This window comes from Zavarzinia sp. CC-PAN008 (assembly GCF_051903925.1).
GTDB lineage: Bacteria > Pseudomonadota > Alphaproteobacteria > Zavarziniales > Zavarziniaceae.
Genome location: NZ_CP173678.1, coordinates 352982 through 371464, shown reverse-complemented (window position 1 = coordinate 371464; position 18483 = coordinate 352982). Strand labels below are relative to the sequence as shown.

Here is an 18483-nt window from a genome sequence, read left to right as displayed (position 1 = left end):
ATATACTCAATAGGGCGCGGATCCGCGTCAGGAGCCGGGAGAGCGACGATGCTGGACACGCTAGAGCGCACGCAGGGCGTGCTGTCATCGCTGGATGCGATTCCGGTGAGCCAGATCGACGTCAGCCGACCCGAACTGTTCGAGGACGATTCGGTCCACGCGGTCTTTGCCCGACTGCGGCGGGAAGCACCGGTCCATTACTGCGCCGACAGCGCCTATGGCCCCTACTGGTCGGTGACGCGCTACCACGACATCATGCAGGTGGACACGAACCACCAGGTCTTCTCGTCCGAGCAGGCGCATGGCGGGATCGTGCTCGACGACCGCATCCAGAAGGGCGGGGAGGGGCAGGTGAACCTGCCCAATTTCATCGCCATGGACCCGCCGCGCCATGACGAACAGCGCAAGGCCGTGGCGCCTGTCGTGGCGCCGCCCAACCTGGCGCGGTTGTCTGGCCTGATCCGCGAACGGGTCTGCCACGTGCTGGACCGCCTGCCCGTCGGGCCCGTCTTCGACTGGGTGCCGACCGTGTCGATCGAGCTGACGACGCTGATGCTGGCGACCCTGCTCGACTTTCCGCTGGAGGAGCGGGCCAAGCTGACGCGCTGGTCGGACGTGACGACGGCCGAGCCCGGCGGCGGCATCATCGACAGCTGGGACCAGCGCACGGCCGAGCTGATGGACTGCGCGGCCCGCTTCCAGGACCTGTGGCACGAGCGGGTCAATGCCGCGCCGGGCATGGACCTGATCTCGATGATGATCCATTCCCCCGCCACGCGGCACATGACGGCAGAGGAATACCTGGGCAACCTGCTGCTGCTGATCGTTGGCGGCAACGACACGACGCGCAATTCGATGACCGGCGGGGTGCTGGCGCTCAACCAGTTCCCGGCCGAGTTCGAGAAGCTGAAGGCCAATCCCGCCCTGGTGGACGGGCTGGTGTCGGAGATCATCCGCTGGCAGACGCCGCTGGCGCATATGCGGCGTACGGCCATCGCCGATGTCGAGCTGGCCGGCCAGACGATCCGCAAGGGCGACCGCGTGGTCATGTGGTACCTGTCCGGCAACCGGGACGAGAGGGTGATCGAGCGGCCGCACGACCTCGTCATCGACCGGCCGCGGGTGCGCCAGCACCTGTCCTTCGGCTTTGGCGTACATCGCTGCCTGGGCAATCGCCTGGCCGAAATGCAGCTGCGCATCCTGTGGGAGGAATTGCTGGCCCGCTTCTCCTGGATCGAGGTGATGGGCGAGCCCGTCCGCCTGCGCTCCAACTTCGTGCGCGGCTTCACCAGCCTTCCCGTCCGCCTTCACGCGTGAGCACCGTGAGAGCCGTTGGCACCTGCATCCTTCGAGACGCCGGCCTGGTGGCCGGCTCCTCAGGATGACGACAGTTCGGAATTCTCCAGGAAAACCAACGGCGTCATGCTGAGGATGGCCGCAGGCCCGTCTCGAAGCATCACAGGGCAGCGGTTCCGCTCAATATTCCAGTGCGCGGTCGACGGTGTTGCGCAGCGGCTTGCCCGCAGCGAAGCGGACCAGGTTGGCAAAGAACAGGTCGAGGGAGCGGGCGCAGTACCATTCCGCATCGTCCGAGGATGAATGCGGCGTGATGAGCAGGTTCGGCACCTGCCACAGCTCCGAATCGGACGGCAGCGGCTCGGGCGACGTGACGTCCAGGATGGCGCCAGACAGTTCGTCCCGGCGCAGCTTGTCGGCCAGGGCGGCGTAGTCGATCACGTCGGCCCGGCCCACGTTGACGATCCCGGCCGTGGGCTTCAACAGGTCCAGTTCCGCCCGCCCGATCAGGTGCGTCGTCGTCGTGGTCAGCGGCGCCGAGCACAGCAGGAAGTCGGCGCGCGGCAGCAGCGCGTGCAGGGCATCCGGCGTGTGCATCTCGTCCACATGCGGGGCCGGCTTTCCGGTGCGGCGGATGCCGATCACCTTCAGCCCCACCTTCTTCGCGAACCGCGCGGCCCCGCCGCCCAGGTGACCGACGCCCAGGATCAGCAGCGTCTTGCCCGCGATCTCGGTATTGAACGCCTGGACCCAGCGCCTCCTGGCAAAGTTGCCGACCATGGTCGGCACCCGGTTGTTCAACATCAGCAGCGCCATCAGCATGTATTCGTTGGCGCGGTCGCCGTGCACGCCACGGCTGTTGGTCAGGGCGGCCTGCGGCGGCAGCCAGTCGAACGGGCGCAGGTGCTCAACGCCCGCACCATGGGCGTGGACCCAGCGCAAGGCCGGTGCAACCGTGGCCATGTTGTCCTTGGAGAAGCGCCAGCCGAACAGCGCCTCCGCATCCGCCATGTCGCGGGCCCAGGTGGCGCCGTCCTGGCCCAGCGTCACGTCGACGAGGTCGGCCAGGAGCGGGTTGCGGGCGATCGCCTCGGCCACGCGGGCCTCCGTCACCTCGAACACCGGCCCTAAGTCGGCATTGTTCTCGAAGTGGACGCGGACCCGGCCGGTGCCGACGCGGCGGCCCACGCCGCGGGTCCGGCGGACGGGCGATGGAGTGCTGTTCATCAAGGGGTCCTTCAGGCGGCGGCCGAGACGCCAGGGCTTTGGTCGAGCACGCGGTCCAGGATCCAGTTGGCCATGATGTGGACGACCGGTTCGTGCAATGACAGGCGCCCCGGCCGCGCCAGGCGGGAGTTCAGGCCCAGTTGCTGGGCCAGGGAGATGTCGTTGTCCTCCGGAATCGACTTGTCCCAGCGGCGATAATAGGGCGCGACCGCGTGCGCGAAGTCGGGCCGCTCGGTGATGCCGCGGGGGAAGCAGGCGCCATGGCTGACCTTCATCCGGTCATGCGCCAGCGGGATCACCTGCAGCCACCACATGCAGTCCTGCGTCGCGACGAAGAACATGCCGGGATAGATCGTCGCGAAGTAGGACCGCTTCGCGGTGCGCGCATCCAGTGTCGGGATCGACGGGAACGGTGTCGTATCCTCTGCCAGGATCGCGATGGTCCGATCCGACTCCATGTAGATCGCGTCCCAGTTCTCGCTGGATTGTTCCAGAAGGGTCTCCTGCAGGCCGATCGACTTCCGATGGACGGTCGGCGTGTGGTAGTCCTCCATCGCGTTCTCGATATAGATCTTCCAGTTGCAGTCGAGGACATAGTCCTTGCGCCGGACGCAGACCATGTCGCCGAAGTTGTAGGGGGCGAAGACCTCTGGCGCATTGCCCAGGAATTCCGCCAGCGGCGGCGTCGCCGCGCTCAGCGTGATGAAGATGAAGCCGGCCCAGGTCTCCAGCCGCACAGGCACCAACCCCCACTCCGCCTTGTCGAAGCAGGCGACATCCTCCATCCCCGGCGTCGCGATCAGGTGGCCTTCCGTATCGAACGCCCAGGCGTGATAGGGGCAGGAGATCAGCTTGCCGCAGCGCCCCGCCCCCTCCAGCAGGCGCGTGCCCCTGTGGCGGCAGGAATTGACGAAGGCGCGGGGTGCGCCATCGCTGCCATGGACCACGATCACGGACTCGCCCGCCAGGTCAAAGACCAGGTAGTCGCCGGGATTGGGCAACTCGTCCAGGCGGGCCACGAAGTTCCAGGACGGCCGGAATACCCGCTCCAGTTCGCGGGCGTAGAAGGCAGGCTCGGTATAGGCCTCCCGCGGCAAGGCGCAGGCCTCCTTCAGCGGCTTGCGCACGGCGCTGTAATGCTCGGGATCGAACAGGTCGGATGTCGCCGCCATGACGTTCACTCCTTTGCCGCGGGCTCCGTGTTGCCCCGATCGTGACACGCGGGTTGCAGAAGGCGGTTCACGGAGTTTCGGACTGTGGTTTGAGCAGGCGTTGCCGTTGGGCACGCATCCTTCGAGACGCCCAGCTTGCCCTGAGGAGCCGCCGCAGGCGGCGTCTCGAAGGGCGGCTCCTCAGGATGACGGTCGTTGTTGAATCATTGACCAATACCAACGGCGTCATGCTGAGGAAGGATCCGAAGGGGCCCGTCTCGCAGCATCTACTGCAACGTCAGAACATCTTCAGGTAGCGGCCCTTTTCCCAGTCGGTGACGTGGGACGAGAAGGCGGACCACTCGGCCAGCTTGTAGCTGAGCCATGAGTCGAACATCGCGTCACCGAAGACGGCGCGCGACAGCGGATCCGCCTCGAACGCGTCGAGCGCCGAGCCCAGGCTTGAGGGCAGCTTGCGCACGTTGAGGGCCGCCAACTGGGCCGGCGTCTTGAAGTACATGTTCTCGTGATGCGGCTCTCCCGGATCGGCCTTCTCGCGGATGCCCTCCAGCCCTGCGGCAAAGACCATGGCCGCCCCCAGATAGGGGTTGCAGGCGGAATCGGGCACGCGCAGCTCCACCCGGCCGCCGCCGTCGGGCACCCGCAGCGAGTTGGTGCGGTTGTTGTCGCCATAACAGACGAAGACCGGCGCCCAGGTCGTGCCCGAGGCGCTGCCCTCCAGCGTCAGGCGCTTGTAGCTGTTCACGGTGGGCGCGATCACGGCGCAGATCGCCGGCAGGTGACGCAGGACGCCGGCGATGAAGTGATAGCCGAGCGTGCCCAGCTTCAGCTTCCGGGGATCCTCGTCACCCGCCTGGAACAGGTTGGCGCCCGTCTCCAGCGATTTCAGCGACATGTTGTAGTGCGCACCGCTGCCCGCACGGTCCTGGAAGGGCTTGGGCATGAACGAGCTGAAATGCCCGTGCCGGCGCGCGATCTCGTGCACCATCATCCGCAGGAAGACATAGCGGTCGGCCATGGTGCGGGCGTCGAAATAGTTGAAGTCGACCTCGAACTGGCCGATGCCGTCCTCGTGGTCGAAGGAATAGACCCCCCAGCCAAGCGCGTTCATCGCGTCGACCAGTTCGCCCATCCACCCCATGTTGTCGAGCAGGCGCACCGCGTCATAGGCCGCCTTGTCCAGGTGCGGGCGGTCCGAAACCGGCGCATAGCCGCCGCCGGGCGCATCCTTCAGCACATAGAACTCGGCCTCGATCCCCAGCTGCGGCTGGTAGCCGAGCTCGGCGTATGATGCCATGACCCGGTTCAGGATGTTGCGGCTGCACGCCTCGAACGGCGTGCCCTGGATCGCCAGGTCGCTGGCGAACCACGCAATGCTCGGGTCCCAGGGCAGGACGAAGCCAGACGCCAGGTCGGGGACGGAGCCAACCTCGTCATCCGAGATGTCCTGGGGCACACCGTCAAGGGCGGCACCGGTATAGAGCTCCGAGCCCTTGGCCATCTTCTCGAAATGGCTGATGGGCACGATCTTGCCCTTTGGCACGCCGTGCATGTCCACATAGGACGGCACCGCGAACTTTACCCCCTGCTCCGCCAGCCGTGCCTTCAACGCCTTCGCGTCCAGATCCGCCCCCATGCTCCCTCCGTCCGTGACCGGACTAGTGTCGGGTGGCATCAATTAATTGGTCAATCAAAAATTTGGCTGGCACCCCTTGGCGGCGCCAAAGGCGCATGCCATAGCTGAAGTATGGGCACGCGCCGGATTCAGGAAAGCCGCAGCACTCCGCCAGATATCAGGCTGAGTGGCGTCGGATTGCGCGATTCAATTGCCCGATCAAGAACAAGAAATCCTGTCCCGGAGGACACCCATGGGAAGCCCTAGGGCGGTGCGCGCGCGCAGCCCCGCCGCTGTGCCGGCCGATGGCGACCGCCAGCAACAGATCCTGGCAGCCGCCCTGGACCTGTTCGCCCGGCGCAGCCTGGCGACGGTCACGATCAAGGACATCGGTGCCGCATGCGGCATCAACCCGGCCCTGATCTACTATTATTTCGCGAGCAAGGAGGACCTGTTCGCCAAGGCGATGGGTCACCTGACGGCCGAGCTCATCGCGACCTACGAGGCGCTGAAGGCACGCGCCGCCGAGCCCTTGCGCCTGATCGACGCCTGGCTGGACGTGCACCGGCAGAAGCCGCAGGCAATGCGCGCCCTGATCCGCATGATGATGGACGACAGCGGTACGACTGAAGCCCTGGCCCCGGCCCGGGCCGAGGTGCAGCGCTTCTACCGGTTCGAGCGCACGCTGATCGCGGAAGCCCTGAAGGCAGGCGTCGAGCAGGGCCTGCTGCGCCCGCTCGACCCGCGCCAGATGGCGCGCTTCTGCTCGCTCCAGCTCGACGGGATCGTCGCCCACTCGTTCACCGAGGATGCGCCGACGATCGACAGCGGCATCGAGAACTTCCGCGAAGTCCTGTGGAGCCTGCTGCTCCGCGACGACCCCGATTCCCCCAACCACAGCGACTGAGGACGCACCCCGGCATGTCGGCGAAACCCTTCCACCTTGGCTGGTTCACCAACTTCACGACCGACGAATGGAACGGCGTGTTCGCCAATGGCGGCTTGCCGTGGGACGGCAAGTTCTACGTGGAGATGGCCCAGGCCCTGGAGCGCGCCTGCTTCGACCTGATCATGCTGGAGGACAAGCTGGCGATCCCCGAGGCCTATGGCGGCAGCATGGAGATCTCGCTGAAGCACGGCACTGGCTTCTCGCCCAAGCACGATCCCGTGCCGCTTGCGACCCTGATCGCGGGGGCGACCTCGAAGCTGGGCGTGGTCGCGACCATGTCGACCCTGGCCTACCCGCCGTTCATGCTGGCGCGCCTGTGCTCGACCGTCGACAGCATCGCGGGTGGCCGCTTCGGCTGGAACATCGTCACCAGCGCGGAAAATGCCGCCGCCCAGAACTTCGGCATGGACCAGCTGCCGCCCAAGGCCCTGCGCTATGAGATGGCGCACGAATACCTGGACCTGGTGAACCAGCTGTTCGAGAGCTGGGACGAGAATGCCATCGTCCGCGACCGGGAACGCGGGATCTATGCCGACTACACCAAGGTCCGCACCATCGACTTCAAGGGCAAGTACTTCAAGTGCCGGGGGCCGCTCAACACGGTGCGCTCGCCTCAGGGGCGGCCAACCATGCTCCAGGCCGGCGGCTCGCCCGCAGGACGTGACTTCGCGTCCAAATATGCCGACTGCGTGATCGCGGTGGCCGCCGGTCCCGCCGCCATGAAGGCCTTCCGGGATGACATCCGGGCCAGGGCCGAGGCCCACGGCCGCGATCCCGACAGCGTCAAGATCCTGTACCTGGTCGCCCCCGTGCTGGGCGAGACCGAGGCGGAGGCCCAGGCCAAGCAGGCGCGCCAGATTGCCGATCCCCTGTTCCTGGAACAGTGCCTGGCGCTGATCGCGGCGATCACCGACATCGATTTCAAGAAGTTCCCGCTGGACGAGCCGCTGAAGGAGCGTCTTGTGACGAATGGCGAGCAGACCTCGCTCGACATGTTCCAGAAGTGGGGCTCGGGCAAGACCCTGCGCGAACTGGTGGTGGAGGCGTCGGGCGGCCTGGTCGCCTCGGTCGAACTGATCGGCACGCCGGATCAGGTCGCCGACAAGATGGGCGAGACGATGGAGGAGGTCGGCGGCGACGGCTTCCTGATCACGACGCACACCAACTCGGTCAACCGCCGCCTGATCGCGGAAGTGTGCGACGGCCTGGTCCCCGCACTCCAGCGCCGCGGCCTCACCCGCACGAAGTACGTGGACGGCACGCTGCGCGACAACCTCCTGGCCTTCTGAGACACCCAATCAGGCCAACCTCATCCTGAGCAGCGCCGAAGGCGCGTCTCGAAGGATGGGCCACCCGCGCGGTGGCCGCCCATCCTTCGAGGCTACGTGTCGTTCATCCTGAGGAGCCGCCGCAGGCGGCGTCTCGAAGGTCTTCGCACCTCAGGATGAGGCCGGTTTGGAGAAAGACGTCCCGCCCCTACGCCGCCTGGACCTTGTCCGCCATCTCCTGGCGGGCGGTGACGAACCAGGGCTTTTCCTCGCCCTGGATCCACAGGCGGGCCGTTGCGTCGGCGGGGAAGGCCGCGGCGTGGAACGCGGCATAGGCGGGCGAGGCATGGGCCGCGGCACCCGCCACGACGCTGTTGTAGCCGGTCAGGTCGACCATCAACCCCGCATTCTCAGGCTTCAGCATCCAGTCGATCAGGGCATAGGCCTGGTCCAGGTTACGCGCCCCCTTCGGAATCGCGACCGCGTCGACCCAGGCCAGGGCCCCCTCGGTCGGGGCCAGCAGGGCGACGCTGTTGCCCTCCTTCTGCATGCCAAAGATCGGGCTGTCCCAAGTCTGGCCCAGGACCACCCCGTTCTGCAGGAAGGCCGCCTGGTGGTCGGCGGTGCCGGTCCAGAACTGCCTGATCTGGGTCTTGTGCGCGATCATGTAGTCCGCTGCCTTGCCATAGCCGAGGGTGAAGGCCTCCTGCTCGACATAGGCCTGCCGCATGGTCCCGGTCGGGATGTCGCCCCGGGCTTCCAGCCACAGGCCCAGGCCCAGCAATGCTGAGCGGGGGCGGATCGTGACCCGGCCGGCATAGCGCGGATTCCACAGGTCGCCATAGGACGCCGCGCCATAGGTCAGCGGAACGGCCGCGGGGTTGAAGGCCAGGGCCTCCGACACCCAGTCCCAGGGCAGGGCGAAGAGCTTGCCGTCGCGCGTGCAGCCCATCGCATCCACCCGGTCGGCAAAGGCCGGCAGCATGTTGCCTGCGTTCTTCAGGCGCGCCAGGTCCAGGGGCTGGAGGGTGTGGCCGTCCAGGTGCCGGCCGACCCAGGTCACGGTGGGGTTGACCAGGTCGAACCCCGGCGCTGCCGCCCGCAACCGGCTCAGCGCCTCCTCGTTCGAGGCATAGGTCGTAACCTTGAGCCTGATCCCCGTCTCGTCCGTGAACCGTTCCACCAGGTCGGCGGGGGCGAAATCCTCCCACGTCAGCCAGTGCAGGTCGCCCGAGGATGTGGCCGGCGCCGGGTTCGCCGCCCGCAGCGGCCGCGGGGCCCCGGCAAGGGCGGCAGAGGCCAGTCCCGCCGCCAGCAGTGTGCGGCGGCTCAGGGCCCGGGCCGCCAGTGCCGTCGCCCCGGCGCGTGTCGTCATGCCCTTGCCCATCACCGCTCCAGCCGGTCCCCAACCCTGGCCCCATCGAAGCGGGTCAGGCATCCCTCGACAAGGGGCACGCGGTCGCGCCGCGTCAGGCCGGCGCCGCCATGGGGGCCAGGGGCCGCTCAGGCATGGCGGCGTCCTCGGCCCGCTCCGCGGCCAGTTCCGCCGCCTTGGCCGCGGCGGATCGGGCCGCCTCGCGCCGGCGCAGGACTTCGTACGCAATGGCGCCCAGCACGGTCAGCACGATCAGGACGAGGCCCAGCGCGTTGAGGGACGGGTTCACGCCCGACCGCACCTTGTTCGCGATGTAGGTCGTCAGCGTGTTCTCGTTGCCGCGGATGAAGAGCGTCGTGTTGTAGTTCTCGAACGATTGCAGGAAGGCCAGCACGCACGAGGCCAGGATGGCGGGCCTGAGGTGCGGCAGGATGATCCGGCGAAAGGTCTGGATATGGCTGGCGCCCAGGTCCAGGGCCGCCTCCTCCTGCGTGCGGTCGAAGCGCTCCATCCGCGCTGCAACCAGAAGCATCACATAGGCGATGATGAAGCTGGACTGGCCGATCACGGCCAGGTGCAACCCGCCCGACACGCCCAGCCGGTTCCAGAAGATCAGGGTGGAGATGCCGATGATGACGCCCGGGGTGAGCAGGGGTGAGACCATCACGGCATAGGTGATCGACCGTGCCGTGCGGTTGAGGCCGCCCAGGACCAGCGCCGCCATGATCCCCACGGGGACCGAGATGACGATGACGCCGGCCGCCACGATCAGGCTGTTGCCCAGGGCCGTCCACATGGCGTTGTCGTTCCACAGCGTCTGGAACCACTTCGTGGTGGTACCCAGCCACGGCATCACGGTCGGAAAGCGACTGTCGTTGAAGGTCGCCGCACTCATGATGCCGAGCGGCAGGAACAGGTAGATGAAGAACAGGATCAGGTAGATCCGCATCACCAGGCTGGAACCGCGCATCGCCGCCCCCCTATTTGGCGATATCGCCCAGGCGGACGCGGAACAGCGCCATCATGCCCAGGATGAAGCCGATGCACAGGATCAGCAGGATGAAGGCATAGGCCGCCCCCTGATTCCAGTTCTGGCCGTCGAAGAACCAGCCATAGATGATCTCGGTGAACCAGCGGCTGCCGCCCGACAGGATCGAGGGCACGGCATAGGACGAGGCCGCCAGCATGAAGGTCATGATGCAGCCGACGACGATGCCCGGCTTCGCGTGCGGCACCACGATCCGCCAGTGGATGCGCCAGGTGGAGGCGCCCAGGTCGCGCGCCGCCTCGATCTGGTTGCGATCCAGCGACTCGATCGCGCTGTAGAGCGGCAGGACCATGAACAGGATGTAGGCATAGACCAGGCCGATCATCACGCCGGTATCGCCCGAGATGAAGCGGATCGGCTCGCTCGTGATGCCAAGGGCCTGGAGCACGGCGTTCAGCGGACCCGTGTAGCCCAGGATGATGTACCAGGCGAAGGTGCGCAGCAGCTCGTTTACCCAATAGGGGATGAGCAGCATCATCATGAACAGCGGCGCCCGGTTCGGCCCAGCCTCCTGCGCCAGGTAGTAGGCGATGGGATAGCAGACGGCCAGCGACAGGGCCGTCACCAGTGTGCTGCCCCAGATCGTCTTGAGGAAGATCCCGAAATGGATCGAATTGCGCCACAGCGTCTCGTAATTGGCGAGCGTGTGGACGTCCTTGGGCCCGCCGATCTCTGCCGGCAGCAGGTTGGGGCGGAAGGACAGGTCGACCATCATCAGGTTGGGCAGCACGATCAGCGCCACCATCCAGATCAGGCTCGTTGCCAGCATCGTCAGCGCCAGCACCGTCCCATAGCGCCGGAACAGGCCGGTCATGACGGCAGCGCCATGGAACCCTCCCCCGTCGCGAAGCGATGGGCGAGGGCAGGGTGGGGGCGATATCCCACGATATGAGGGGGCACACGGGCCGAAATGGTGCGTCCCGCCCCCACCCCGGCCCTCCCCCATCGCTTCGCGACAGGGGAGGGAGTGGCGGGCGATGCCCTAGTCACGGGCCAGCGCTCCGTGGGGGAGGACGATGGCGTCGGCGATGGCGAAACCGGCGCGCACGCGGGTGCCGGGGCTGAGCAGGTGGCTGGCGCCGTCATTGACGGTGCTGAGCTGGACGGGGCGGCCGCCGCCATCGAGGTGGTAGATGACGAAGCTGCCCTCGAACGCGACGTCCTGGACTCGGAGGTCCAGCAGATTGTCGGCCGCCTGGTGCGGCGCCAGCAGGGCCAGCCGTTCGGGCCGGACGAACAGGATGGCGTCGGCCCCCGCCGCCAGGCCCGGGCCGGCGCGCCCGCGCAAGGGGCCGGCCGGGCCGTCGATCGTGGCCACGCCCCCGTCCAGGCCGGCCACGCGCCCGGCAAAGGCGTTGTTCTCGCCCACGAACGAGGCAACGAAGGGCGTTGCGGGCTGGTCATAGATGATGGCGGAGCGGTCGACCTGCTGGATGCGGCCCTGGCTCATCACCGCCACCCGGTCGGACATGGTCAGGGCCTCGCCCTGGTCGTGGGTGATGTAGATGAAGGTGACGCCCGTCTGTTTCTGGATCGCCCGCAACTCGGCCCGCATGTGCTGGCGCAGCTTCAGGTCGAGGGCCGACAGCGGCTCGTCCAGCAGCATGACCTTGGGTTCGACCGCCAGGGCCCGGGCGATCGCCACGCGCTGGCGCTGGCCGCCCGACAGCTCGGCCGGCTTCTTGTCGGCGGCACCGGGCAGGGCGATCAGCTCCAGCAGCTCCTCCGCCTTGGCCCGGCGCTGGGCCTTGCCCACGCCGCGCACCTCAAGGCCGAAGGCGATGTTCTCTGCCACCGACATCAGCGGGAACAGGGCCAGGTTCTGGAAGATCAGGGCGGTCGGCCGGGCATTGGGGCCGATGCCGCGCATGTCCCGGCCGCCGATGCGCACCGCCCCCTCCGTCGGCTCGACAAAGCCCGAGATCAGGCGCAGCAGGGTGGTCTTGCCGCAGCCGGACGGCCCCAGGAAGCTGAAGAACTCGCCCGGCTCGATGGTGAGTGAGACGTTGCTGACGGCATTGAATGTGCCGAAGCGCATGGTGACGGAATCGATCTCGACGCTTTCGCCCTTCAACGCCATGCGCGTGTCCCGTCACTCGATCACAAAGGTGCCGGCGCGCCCGGGTCCGTCGGGCGCGCCGGTCAGTCAGTCAGGTGGGCGCACTCAGGCCGACATGAAGCGGTCGGCGTACTCGTTGCGCTTGGTCACGAACCAGGTCGGCTGGGCCGGCCACCACCACAGCTTCTCCAGCGCGTCGCCCGGATAGGACGCGGCCAGGAACGCCTTGCTCTCGGCCGGCATCTCGTCGTCGGAGCCCTTGGCCACCGGATTGGCGCTGAACGACTGCGCCCAGTAGGCCGAGCCCTGTGCCGAGTTGAACCAGGACAGCCAGGCATAGGCCTGGTCCAGGTTGGCGGCCTTGGCCGGCACGACCCAGTTCTGCAGCCAGGCCAGCGCGCCTTCCTTGGGCGCGACATAGCCGATGTTCAGGCCTTCCTTCTGCATGGCACCGGCCGAGGTGTCCCAGTTCTGGCCGATGACGCAGCCGTTCGCGCGGAATGCGCCCTGCGCCGAGTTCTCGTCGGTCCAGAACTGCGCCACCGACTTCCGCGCGGCGATCGCGGTCGCGATGATGACGTCGTAGTTCTTCACCATCGTCTCTTCGCTGGTGAAGCTCTCGCGCATTGGCGCGGGCAGCTTGCCCTGGGCCTCCAGCATCAGGCCGATGCCGACCAGGCCCGAATGGGCGCGCAGCGTGACCTTGCCCGCGTATTCGGGCTTCCACAGGTCGGCATAGCTGGCGGTGCCGTATTCCAGCGGGGCGGCGGCCTTGTCAAAGGCCAGCGCCTCGGTGCCCCAGACGGTGGGGGTCGCGTAACGCTTGCCGTCCACCACCGCGTCCTTGGCCGCGGCGCCCGCCAGGAAGGCATCCTTGACGCCCGCCAGGTTCGCCTTGGTTTCGTCCAGCGGCTGGATCAGGCCCTGCTCCACCCAGTTGGGCACGCGGTCGGACGTCGGCTCGGCCAGGTCGAAGCCTTCACCGTTGGTCGCCTTGAACTGGGCGACCATCTTGTCCTGGTCGGGGAAGTCGGTGATGGTCACCTTGATCCCGGTGGCGTTCTGGAAGGTCTCGACCGACTTGGAGAAGTCGTAGCCGGACCAGGTCATGATCCGCACCTCGCCCGAGCTGGCGCGGGCGTTGCGGATGAAGTACGGGCCGGCCGCGGCCAGGGCGACGCCGGCGGCGGCGCTGCCCAGCAGGGTGCGGCGGGTGAATTGGCGTGCGGCGGCCTGGGTCAGCAGGCTGGACGCTTTCTGGTCATCGCGCTTCACAGGTGAATCCCCTCGTTCGACCGCATTTCAGGACGGACCGACGGGGTCTAGCACCGCGATGTGACAGTGCTGTTGCCATCGCGGACTGCGTCCCGGCACGGTACTCCTCAGGTGGCTCAAGAGCGGCATGCGCTGCCCCGGCGCCCCCCACACCAGATTGCACGAGGGATCGGGCCCGAACAATCATGCGCTGCGGCAAAGTGGACCCCGGCCGGGTGGGGCGCGCGGCGCGTTCCATCGCCGGCCCCAGGCGCGGGGTGCACCCATACGCCACAGGCAGGCACGGCCGCAAGAAAAAGCCTTGAATTCCCTTGACCCTGCCGGCCTCACCCTCTATCTAGCGCCCTTCGCTAAAACCCGAGTGCGAAGCATTCCGCCTGAAGGTGACGACATGGCGCGACGTTGTGAATTGACTGGCAAGGGCGTACTCACTGGCAACTATGTCAGCCACGCCAACAACAAGACCCGGCGGCGCTTCCTGCCTAATCTGGTGAATGTGTCGCTGATCTCCGACTCGCTGGGGCAGACCGTCCACGTGCGGATCTCGACCCATGCGCTCCGCTCCGTGGAGCATGTGGGCGGCCTGGATGCGTTCCTGCGCAAGTCGACGGGCGAAGCCCTGTCGCTGCGCCTGCGCCGCCTGAAGAAGCTGGTCGAGAAGCGGACCGAGGTTCAGGCCCAGGCGGCCTGATCCCGGACGTCCGGCCGGACGCATGGCGATGACCGCGCGGCACCTGGCCGTGCTGAAGGCGGTGGCCGCAATGGTTGCCGTCGTCGTCGCGTCCAACATCCTGGTGCAGTATCCCGTTCAGGCCCTGGGCCTGGCCGAGGTGCTGACCTGGGGCGCCTTCACCTATCCCCTGGCATTCCTGGTCACCGACGTGACCAATCGGGCGCTGGGGCCGCAGGCTGCCAGGCGCGCCGTCTATGCCGGCTTCGCCGTAGCGGTCGTGCTGTCGATATGGCTGGCCGATCCGCGCATCGCGCTCGCCTCCGGCACGGCCTTCCTGCTGGGCCAGCTGCTCGACATCAGCGTGTTCAACCGGTTGCGCCGGCAATCCTGGTGGCGGGCGCCGCTGGTCTCGTCATCGCTGGGCTCGATCGCCGACACCGCGCTGTTCTTCTCCCTTGCCTTTGCCGGGACCGAGGTGCCGTGGGTGACGCTGGCGCTGGGTGACCTGGCGGTGAAGCTGGCCTTTGCCGTGCTTCTCCTGGCCCCGTTCCGGGCTCTGTCCGCCCGCCTGGCCCCCGTGCCCGCCTGAGGCGGCCTGCGCGTCAGTTCGCGGGCGGCTCCAGCGCGAATTCCAGGACCAGGGTCCGCTGCAGCGGACTGAAATTGTCGTCCGAGATCAGGACCAGGCGAACCTCGCCCTCGGGCGTGGTCCAGGTGTCGATCCCCTCCATGTTGTCGATGTTCTGGCGCACGGACAGCGCCGCCAGTTCCTCACCGCGCAGGCGGGCGCCCGGTGCGATGTCCGGTCCCTGGAGCAGGCGCAGGCGCGCCGCCGGTCCGTCCGCCATCGTGTAGCTGCGCTCCAGGATGACCAGGGCACCGTCGGGCAGCACGGTCGCGTCCGTCGCCTGGAACAGTCCCGTCCGCACCAGGCCCAGGGCGCCCCAGGCGCCGGCCGGGTCGCGCACCCAGCCCGCATAGTCGCCGCGGGCGTCGCGCAGGCCTTCCGTCAGGGCCAGCAGGCGCCCGTCGGGAAAGGCGGCCAGCGCTTCCAGCCCGCTATTGCCGGGGGCCGCCTGCAGCGCCGGGGGCGTTGCGACCAGGCTGGGCACGGCAGCCAGGCCGTCGGGCAGGGGGCCATAGCGCCAGATCCGGTGGTCGCGCTCGAACCCCACCAGCAGGTGCCCGTCCGCGTCCAGTCGCAGCGACTCGGCATCGGCCAGGGACTTGCCCGCGACGGGTCGGCCATCCAGGCCGACAAGGTGGCCCAGCCGGATGTCGGCGATGCCGGACAGGCGGCCGCCCTCGTGCACCAGGCTGCCCACGACATAGCGGCCCTCGTCGCTGACCGCGGCGAAGCGCCGGCCGGCGTCGAACACCACCAGGCCCGACAGGCCGCCGAACTGTCCTTCGGGTGAGGACAGCGCCACACCGCCGCGCCACGCCAGGCGCCCGATGCGGTCAAGCTGCGGGTCCGAGGGGTCGAGGGGAATGGCCTGGGCGCGCACGGCGATCGCCACCGGCGGATCGCCAGCCGGCGCCGCCGCCCAGGAGGCGGAGCCCAGCAGGACCGACGCAAGGGCAAGGACGGCACGGCGGCCGGCCCGCGCCTTTCGTCGGCGCATCAGGCCGCCCGGCGGCGCCGGCGTCCCTGGCCCTGAGCCTGGCCGCCGTCCTGCTCGTCGAACAGCTCGGCCAGCTTTTCCATCATGGCGCCGCCCAGCTGCTCGGCCTCCACGATCGTGACCGCGCGCTGGTAGTAGCGCGTCACGTCATGGCCGATGCCGATGGCGATCAGTTCGACCGGCGAGCGATTCTCGATCATCTCGATCGCCTGGCGCAGATGCCGCTCCAGGTAGCTGCCATGATTGACCGACAGGGTGGAATCGTCGACCGGTGCGCCGTCAGAGATGACCATCAGGATGCGCCGCTGCTCCGGCCGCGCCAGCAGGCGGTTATAGGCCCAGAGCAGGGCCTCGCCGTCGATGTTCTCCTTCAGCAGGCCTTCGCGCATCATCAGACCCAGATTGCGCCGGGCGCGGCGCCAGGGCGCATCTGCCTGCTTGTAGACGATGTGGCGCAGGTCGTTGAGGCGGCCCGGATTGGTGGGCTTGCCCTCCTTCAGCCAGCGCTCGCGGCTCTGCCCGCCCTTCCAGGCGCGGGTCGTGAAGCCCAGGATCTCGACCTTGACCGAACAGCGCTCCAGCGTCCGCGCCAGGATGTCGGCGCAGGTGGCGGCCACCGTGATCGGCCGGCCGCGCATCGAGCCCGAATTGTCGATCAGCAGGGTGACGACGGTATCGCGGAACTTGGTGTCCAGCTCCCGCTTGAACGAGAGCGGATGCATGGGATCGATGATGATGCGCGACAGGCGCGCGGCATCCAGCATCCCCTCCTCCAGGTCGAATTCCCACGAGCGGTTCTGCTTGGCCATCAGGCGGCGCTGGAGCCGGTTGGCCAGCTTTGACACCACGCCCTGCAGCGCCTGGAGCTGCTGGTCGAGATAGGAGCGCAGGCGCGTCAGTTCGTCGGCGTCGCACAGGTCCTCGGCCAGGATCTGCTCGTCGAACTCGGTCGTGTAGGCGCGGTAGGGCGGTTCGCCCCGCTGGGGTGCCGCGCCCGTGTCGGGGCGCCAGGGGCGGTGGCCCTCGCCCGCATCCTCGCCGTCGGAGCCGGGCATGGGGCGGTCGGACTCGATCTGGACCGTCGTCTCGGTGCCGTCCTCGCTGCCGCCCTCGGCGCTTTCGGCCTCCTCCGCGGCGCTCCCGTCGGGGTCGGAGCCTTCGGACGGATTGGCCTGCGACTCGCCTTCGCCCTGGCCCTGATCCTCCTGCTCGTCCTCGCCCTCGGCGTCCTCCGGATCAGCACCCAGCTCGTCGCCCAGGTCGAGGTCGGCAATGACCTTGCGCGCCATCTTGGCAAAGGCGTTCTGGTCCCCGACCAAGTCGGTCAGGCGGCTGAGGTCTTCGCCGGCGCGTTCCTCGATCCAGGGGCGCCAGTACTCGACCATCTGGCGCGCCGACTCCGGGGGCACCTGGCCGGTCAGGCGCTCGCGCACCATCAGGCCCACGACCTCGGCCAGGGGGGCCTCGGTCTTGTCGCGCACGCGGGCATAGCCCCGCACCCGGCAGCGTTCCTCCAGGACCGCGGTCAGGTTCTGCTTGACGCCCTCGAACATGTTGGAGCCGATGGCGTCGACGCGGGCCTGCTCGCTTGCCTCGAACACGGCGCGGGCATTGCTGCCGACGGGCAGAAGCGCGGCGTGGCTCTTCTCGTCGTGATACCTCATGCGCAGGGCGATGCCGTCGGCCTGGCCGCGCACCTGGGCGACCTCGGCCGCCGGAAGGTCGCGGGAGGGCAAGGGCAGGCGGATCCGGCTGCCCTTGGCATTGGCCCCTTCCGCGCCAAAGGCGACAGTCAGGTCGTTGTTCTCGGCCAGTGCGCGCATGCACGCGGCGACCGCGCGCTTGAACGGCTCGACCGGACTTTCCTTGCTCATCCCGCGCCGCCCGTCCCGACTACATCAGCCGCAGGGCGGCCGCCGATTCCGGCAGTTCCTTGCCGAAGCAGCGCTGATAGTACTCGGCCACGCTCGACCGCTCGACCTCATCGCACTTGTTCAGGAAGGTCACCCGGAAGGCGAAGCCGATGTCGTTGAACAGGCGCGCATTCTCGGCCCATGTGATGACCGTGCGGGGGCTCATCACGGTCGAGATGTCGCCTGCGATGAAGCCGGCGCGCGTCAGGTCGGCGACCGACACCATCGCGGCGATGCTCTTGCGCCCCTCCGGCGTGTCATAGGTCGGCGACTTGGCCAGCACGATCTTCGCCTCCTCGTCATGGGGGAGGTAATTGAGCGTGGTGACGATCGACCAGCGGTCCATCTGGCCCTGGTTGATCTGCTGCGTGCCGTGATAGAGGCCCGTCGTGTCGCCCAGGCCGATCGTGTTGGTGGTCGAGAACAGGCGGAACGACGGATGCGGCCGGATCACGCGGTTCTGGTCCAGCAGCGTCAGCTTGCCCTCGATCTCGAGCACGCGCTGGATCACGAACATCACGTCCGGCCGGCCGGCGTCGTACTCGTCGAAGACGATGGCGGTGGGGTGCTGCAGCGCCCAGGGCAGGATGCCCTCGCGGAACTCGGTAACCTGCTTGCCGTCCTTGATGACGATCGCGTCCTTGCCCACCAGGTCGATGCGGCTGATGTGGCTGTCCAGGTTGACGCGGATGCAGGGCCAGTTCAGACGGGCGGCGACCTGCTCGATATGGGTCGACTTGCCGGTGCCGTGATAGCCCTGGACCATCACACGGCGGTTATAGGCAAAGCCCGCCAGGATCGCGAGCGTCGTGTCCCTGTCGAAGCGATAGGCGGAGTCGACGTCGGGAACGTATTCGTTGGGCACCGAGAACGCAGGCACCTGAAGATCGGAATCGATGCCAAAGACCTCCCGGACCGACAGCTTGGTGTCGGGAAGACCATTGGCAGGAAACTCGGACGATGCGGTCATGTATCGAACCTTGGCTTC

16 protein-coding genes are annotated in these 18483 nt (G+C 67.7%); 5 read left to right on the top strand and 11 right to left on the bottom strand.

Annotated features, from left to right (window positions below):
• Positions 1 to 48: 48 nt before the first annotated feature.
• Complete coding sequence (locus tag ACI6GS_RS01860) at positions 49 to 1317, top strand: cytochrome P450 (RefSeq protein ID WP_439816074.1); 1269 nt, start codon at positions 49 to 51, stop codon at positions 1315 to 1317.
• Positions 1318 to 1476: 159 nt separating this feature from the next.
• Here the strand turns inward: ACI6GS_RS01860 and ACI6GS_RS01855 are convergent, their stop codons facing one another.
• The 3 genes from ACI6GS_RS01855 to glnT all read right to left on the bottom strand — a co-directional run bounded on the left by ACI6GS_RS01855 (position 1477) and on the right by glnT (position 5331).
• Complete coding sequence (locus ACI6GS_RS01855) at positions 1477 to 2523, bottom strand: D-2-hydroxyacid dehydrogenase (protein WP_439816073.1); 1047 nt, start codon at positions 2521 to 2523, stop codon at positions 1477 to 1479.
• An 11-nt stretch (positions 2524 to 2534) separates the two neighbouring features.
• Positions 2535 to 3695 (bottom strand): aromatic ring-hydroxylating oxygenase subunit alpha, encoded by a 1161-nt coding sequence (locus ACI6GS_RS01850; protein WP_439816072.1) that lies wholly within the window; start codon positions 3693 to 3695, stop codon positions 2535 to 2537.
• 277 nt (positions 3696 to 3972) lie between these two features.
• Positions 3973 to 5331 (bottom strand): type III glutamate--ammonia ligase, encoded by a 1359-nt coding sequence (glnT, locus tag ACI6GS_RS01845; RefSeq protein WP_439816071.1) that lies wholly within the window; start codon positions 5329 to 5331, stop codon positions 3973 to 3975.
• Positions 5332 to 5563: 232 nt separating this feature from the next.
• Between glnT and ACI6GS_RS01840 the strand changes: the two genes are divergently transcribed.
• Together ACI6GS_RS01840 and ACI6GS_RS01835 are read left to right on the top strand one after the other, a co-directional pair.
• Complete coding sequence (locus tag ACI6GS_RS01840; RefSeq protein ID WP_439816070.1) at positions 5564 to 6217, top strand: TetR/AcrR family transcriptional regulator; 654 nt, start codon at positions 5564 to 5566, stop codon at positions 6215 to 6217.
• Positions 6218 to 6231: 14 nt separating this feature from the next.
• The gene (locus ACI6GS_RS01835) at positions 6232 to 7548 is read left to right on the top strand and encodes an NtaA/DmoA family FMN-dependent monooxygenase (RefSeq protein WP_439816069.1); all 1317 of its coding nucleotides are present in this window, start codon (positions 6232 to 6234) and stop codon (positions 7546 to 7548) included.
• Between the two features lie 187 nt (positions 7549 to 7735).
• Here ACI6GS_RS01835 and ACI6GS_RS01830 read toward each other — a convergent pair whose 3' ends face one another.
• The 5 genes from ACI6GS_RS01830 to ACI6GS_RS01810 all read right to left on the bottom strand — a co-directional run bounded on the left by ACI6GS_RS01830 (position 7736) and on the right by ACI6GS_RS01810 (position 13284).
• Positions 7736 to 8902, bottom strand: a complete 1167-nt coding sequence (locus tag ACI6GS_RS01830; protein WP_439816068.1) for an extracellular solute-binding protein — start codon at positions 8900 to 8902, stop codon at positions 7736 to 7738.
• A 94-nt stretch (positions 8903 to 8996) separates the two neighbouring features.
• The gene (locus ACI6GS_RS01825; RefSeq protein ID WP_439816067.1) at positions 8997 to 9872 is read right to left on the bottom strand and encodes an ABC transporter permease; all 876 of its coding nucleotides are present in this window, start codon (positions 9870 to 9872) and stop codon (positions 8997 to 8999) included.
• Positions 9873 to 9882: 10 nt separating this feature from the next.
• On the bottom strand, positions 9883 to 10764 hold the full coding sequence (locus ACI6GS_RS01820) for an ABC transporter permease (protein ID WP_439816066.1): 882 nt from the start codon (positions 10762 to 10764) through the stop codon (positions 9883 to 9885).
• A 168-nt stretch (positions 10765 to 10932) separates the two neighbouring features.
• The gene (locus tag ACI6GS_RS01815) at positions 10933 to 12030 is read right to left on the bottom strand and encodes an ABC transporter ATP-binding protein (protein WP_439816065.1); all 1098 of its coding nucleotides are present in this window, start codon (positions 12028 to 12030) and stop codon (positions 10933 to 10935) included.
• An 84-nt stretch (positions 12031 to 12114) separates the two neighbouring features.
• A complete protein-coding gene (locus tag ACI6GS_RS01810; protein WP_439816064.1) occupies positions 12115 to 13284 on the bottom strand; it encodes an extracellular solute-binding protein in 1170 nt (389 codons plus the stop codon).
• 391 nt (positions 13285 to 13675) lie between these two features.
• Here ACI6GS_RS01810 and rpmB point away from each other — a divergent pair, with 391 nt between their 5' ends.
• Both rpmB and ACI6GS_RS01800 read left to right on the top strand, forming a co-directional pair.
• Positions 13676 to 13975 (top strand): 50S ribosomal protein L28, encoded by a 300-nt coding sequence (rpmB, locus tag ACI6GS_RS01805; RefSeq protein ID WP_439816063.1) that lies wholly within the window; start codon positions 13676 to 13678, stop codon positions 13973 to 13975.
• 28 nt (positions 13976 to 14003) lie between these two features.
• Positions 14004 to 14546: a queuosine precursor transporter gene (locus ACI6GS_RS01800; protein WP_439816062.1), complete on the top strand. Its 543-nt coding sequence runs from the start codon at positions 14004 to 14006 to the stop codon at positions 14544 to 14546.
• 13 nt (positions 14547 to 14559) lie between these two features.
• On the opposite strand, the gene ACI6GS_RS01795 is transcribed toward ACI6GS_RS01800, so the two are convergent.
• From ACI6GS_RS01795 to cobS, 3 genes are read right to left on the bottom strand one after another with little or no spacing between them, the layout of a single operon-like run.
• Positions 14560 to 15582, bottom strand: a complete 1023-nt coding sequence (locus ACI6GS_RS01795) for an esterase-like activity of phytase family protein (RefSeq protein ID WP_439816061.1) — start codon at positions 15580 to 15582, stop codon at positions 14560 to 14562.
• Positions 15582 to 17456 carry a cobaltochelatase subunit CobT gene (gene cobT / locus ACI6GS_RS01790; RefSeq protein ID WP_439816060.1) on the bottom strand — a complete coding sequence of 625 codons (1875 nt, stop codon included), beginning with the start codon at positions 17454 to 17456 and terminating at the stop codon, positions 15582 to 15584. Before cobT ends, ACI6GS_RS01795 begins: the two co-directional genes overlap by 1 nt.
• A gap of 19 nt (positions 17457 to 17475) precedes the next feature.
• Positions 17476 to 18465 carry a cobaltochelatase subunit CobS gene (cobS, locus tag ACI6GS_RS01785; RefSeq protein WP_439816059.1) on the bottom strand — a complete coding sequence of 330 codons (990 nt, stop codon included), beginning with the start codon at positions 18463 to 18465 and terminating at the stop codon, positions 17476 to 17478.
• Between the last annotated feature and the right edge of the window lie 18 nt (positions 18466 to 18483).

Bases quoted from the DNA above. Each gene is read 5' to 3' on its own strand.
- ACI6GS_RS01860 (WP_439816074.1), top strand. From the start codon at position 49: ATGCTGGACACGCTAGAGCGCACGCAGGGCGTGCTGTCATCGCTGGAT.
- ACI6GS_RS01855 (WP_439816073.1), bottom strand. From the start codon at position 2,523: ATGAACAGCACTCCATCGCCCGTCCGCCGGACCCGCGGCGTGGGCCGC.
- ACI6GS_RS01850 (WP_439816072.1), bottom strand. From the start codon at position 3,695: ATGGCGGCGACATCCGACCTGTTCGATCCCGAGCATTACAGCGCCGTG.
- glnT (WP_439816071.1), bottom strand. From the start codon at position 5,331: ATGGGGGCGGATCTGGACGCGAAGGCGTTGAAGGCACGGCTGGCGGAG.
- ACI6GS_RS01840 (WP_439816070.1), top strand. From the start codon at position 5,564: ATGGGAAGCCCTAGGGCGGTGCGCGCGCGCAGCCCCGCCGCTGTGCCG.
- ACI6GS_RS01835 (WP_439816069.1), top strand. From the start codon at position 6,232: ATGTCGGCGAAACCCTTCCACCTTGGCTGGTTCACCAACTTCACGACC.
- ACI6GS_RS01830 (WP_439816068.1), bottom strand. From the start codon at position 8,902: ATGACGACACGCGCCGGGGCGACGGCACTGGCGGCCCGGGCCCTGAGC.
- ACI6GS_RS01825 (WP_439816067.1), bottom strand. From the start codon at position 9,872: ATGCGCGGTTCCAGCCTGGTGATGCGGATCTACCTGATCCTGTTCTTC.
- ACI6GS_RS01820 (WP_439816066.1), bottom strand. From the start codon at position 10,764: ATGACCGGCCTGTTCCGGCGCTATGGGACGGTGCTGGCGCTGACGATG.
- ACI6GS_RS01815 (WP_439816065.1), bottom strand. From the start codon at position 12,030: ATGGCGTTGAAGGGCGAAAGCGTCGAGATCGATTCCGTCACCATGCGC.
- rpmB (WP_439816063.1), top strand. From the start codon at position 13,676: ATGGCGCGACGTTGTGAATTGACTGGCAAGGGCGTACTCACTGGCAAC.
- ACI6GS_RS01800 (WP_439816062.1), top strand. From the start codon at position 14,004: ATGACCGCGCGGCACCTGGCCGTGCTGAAGGCGGTGGCCGCAATGGTT.
- ACI6GS_RS01795 (WP_439816061.1), bottom strand. From the start codon at position 15,582: ATGCGCCGACGAAAGGCGCGGGCCGGCCGCCGTGCCGTCCTTGCCCTT.
- cobT (WP_439816060.1), bottom strand. From the start codon at position 17,456: ATGAGCAAGGAAAGTCCGGTCGAGCCGTTCAAGCGCGCGGTCGCCGCG.
- cobS (WP_439816059.1), bottom strand. From the start codon at position 18,465: ATGACCGCATCGTCCGAGTTTCCTGCCAATGGTCTTCCCGACACCAAG.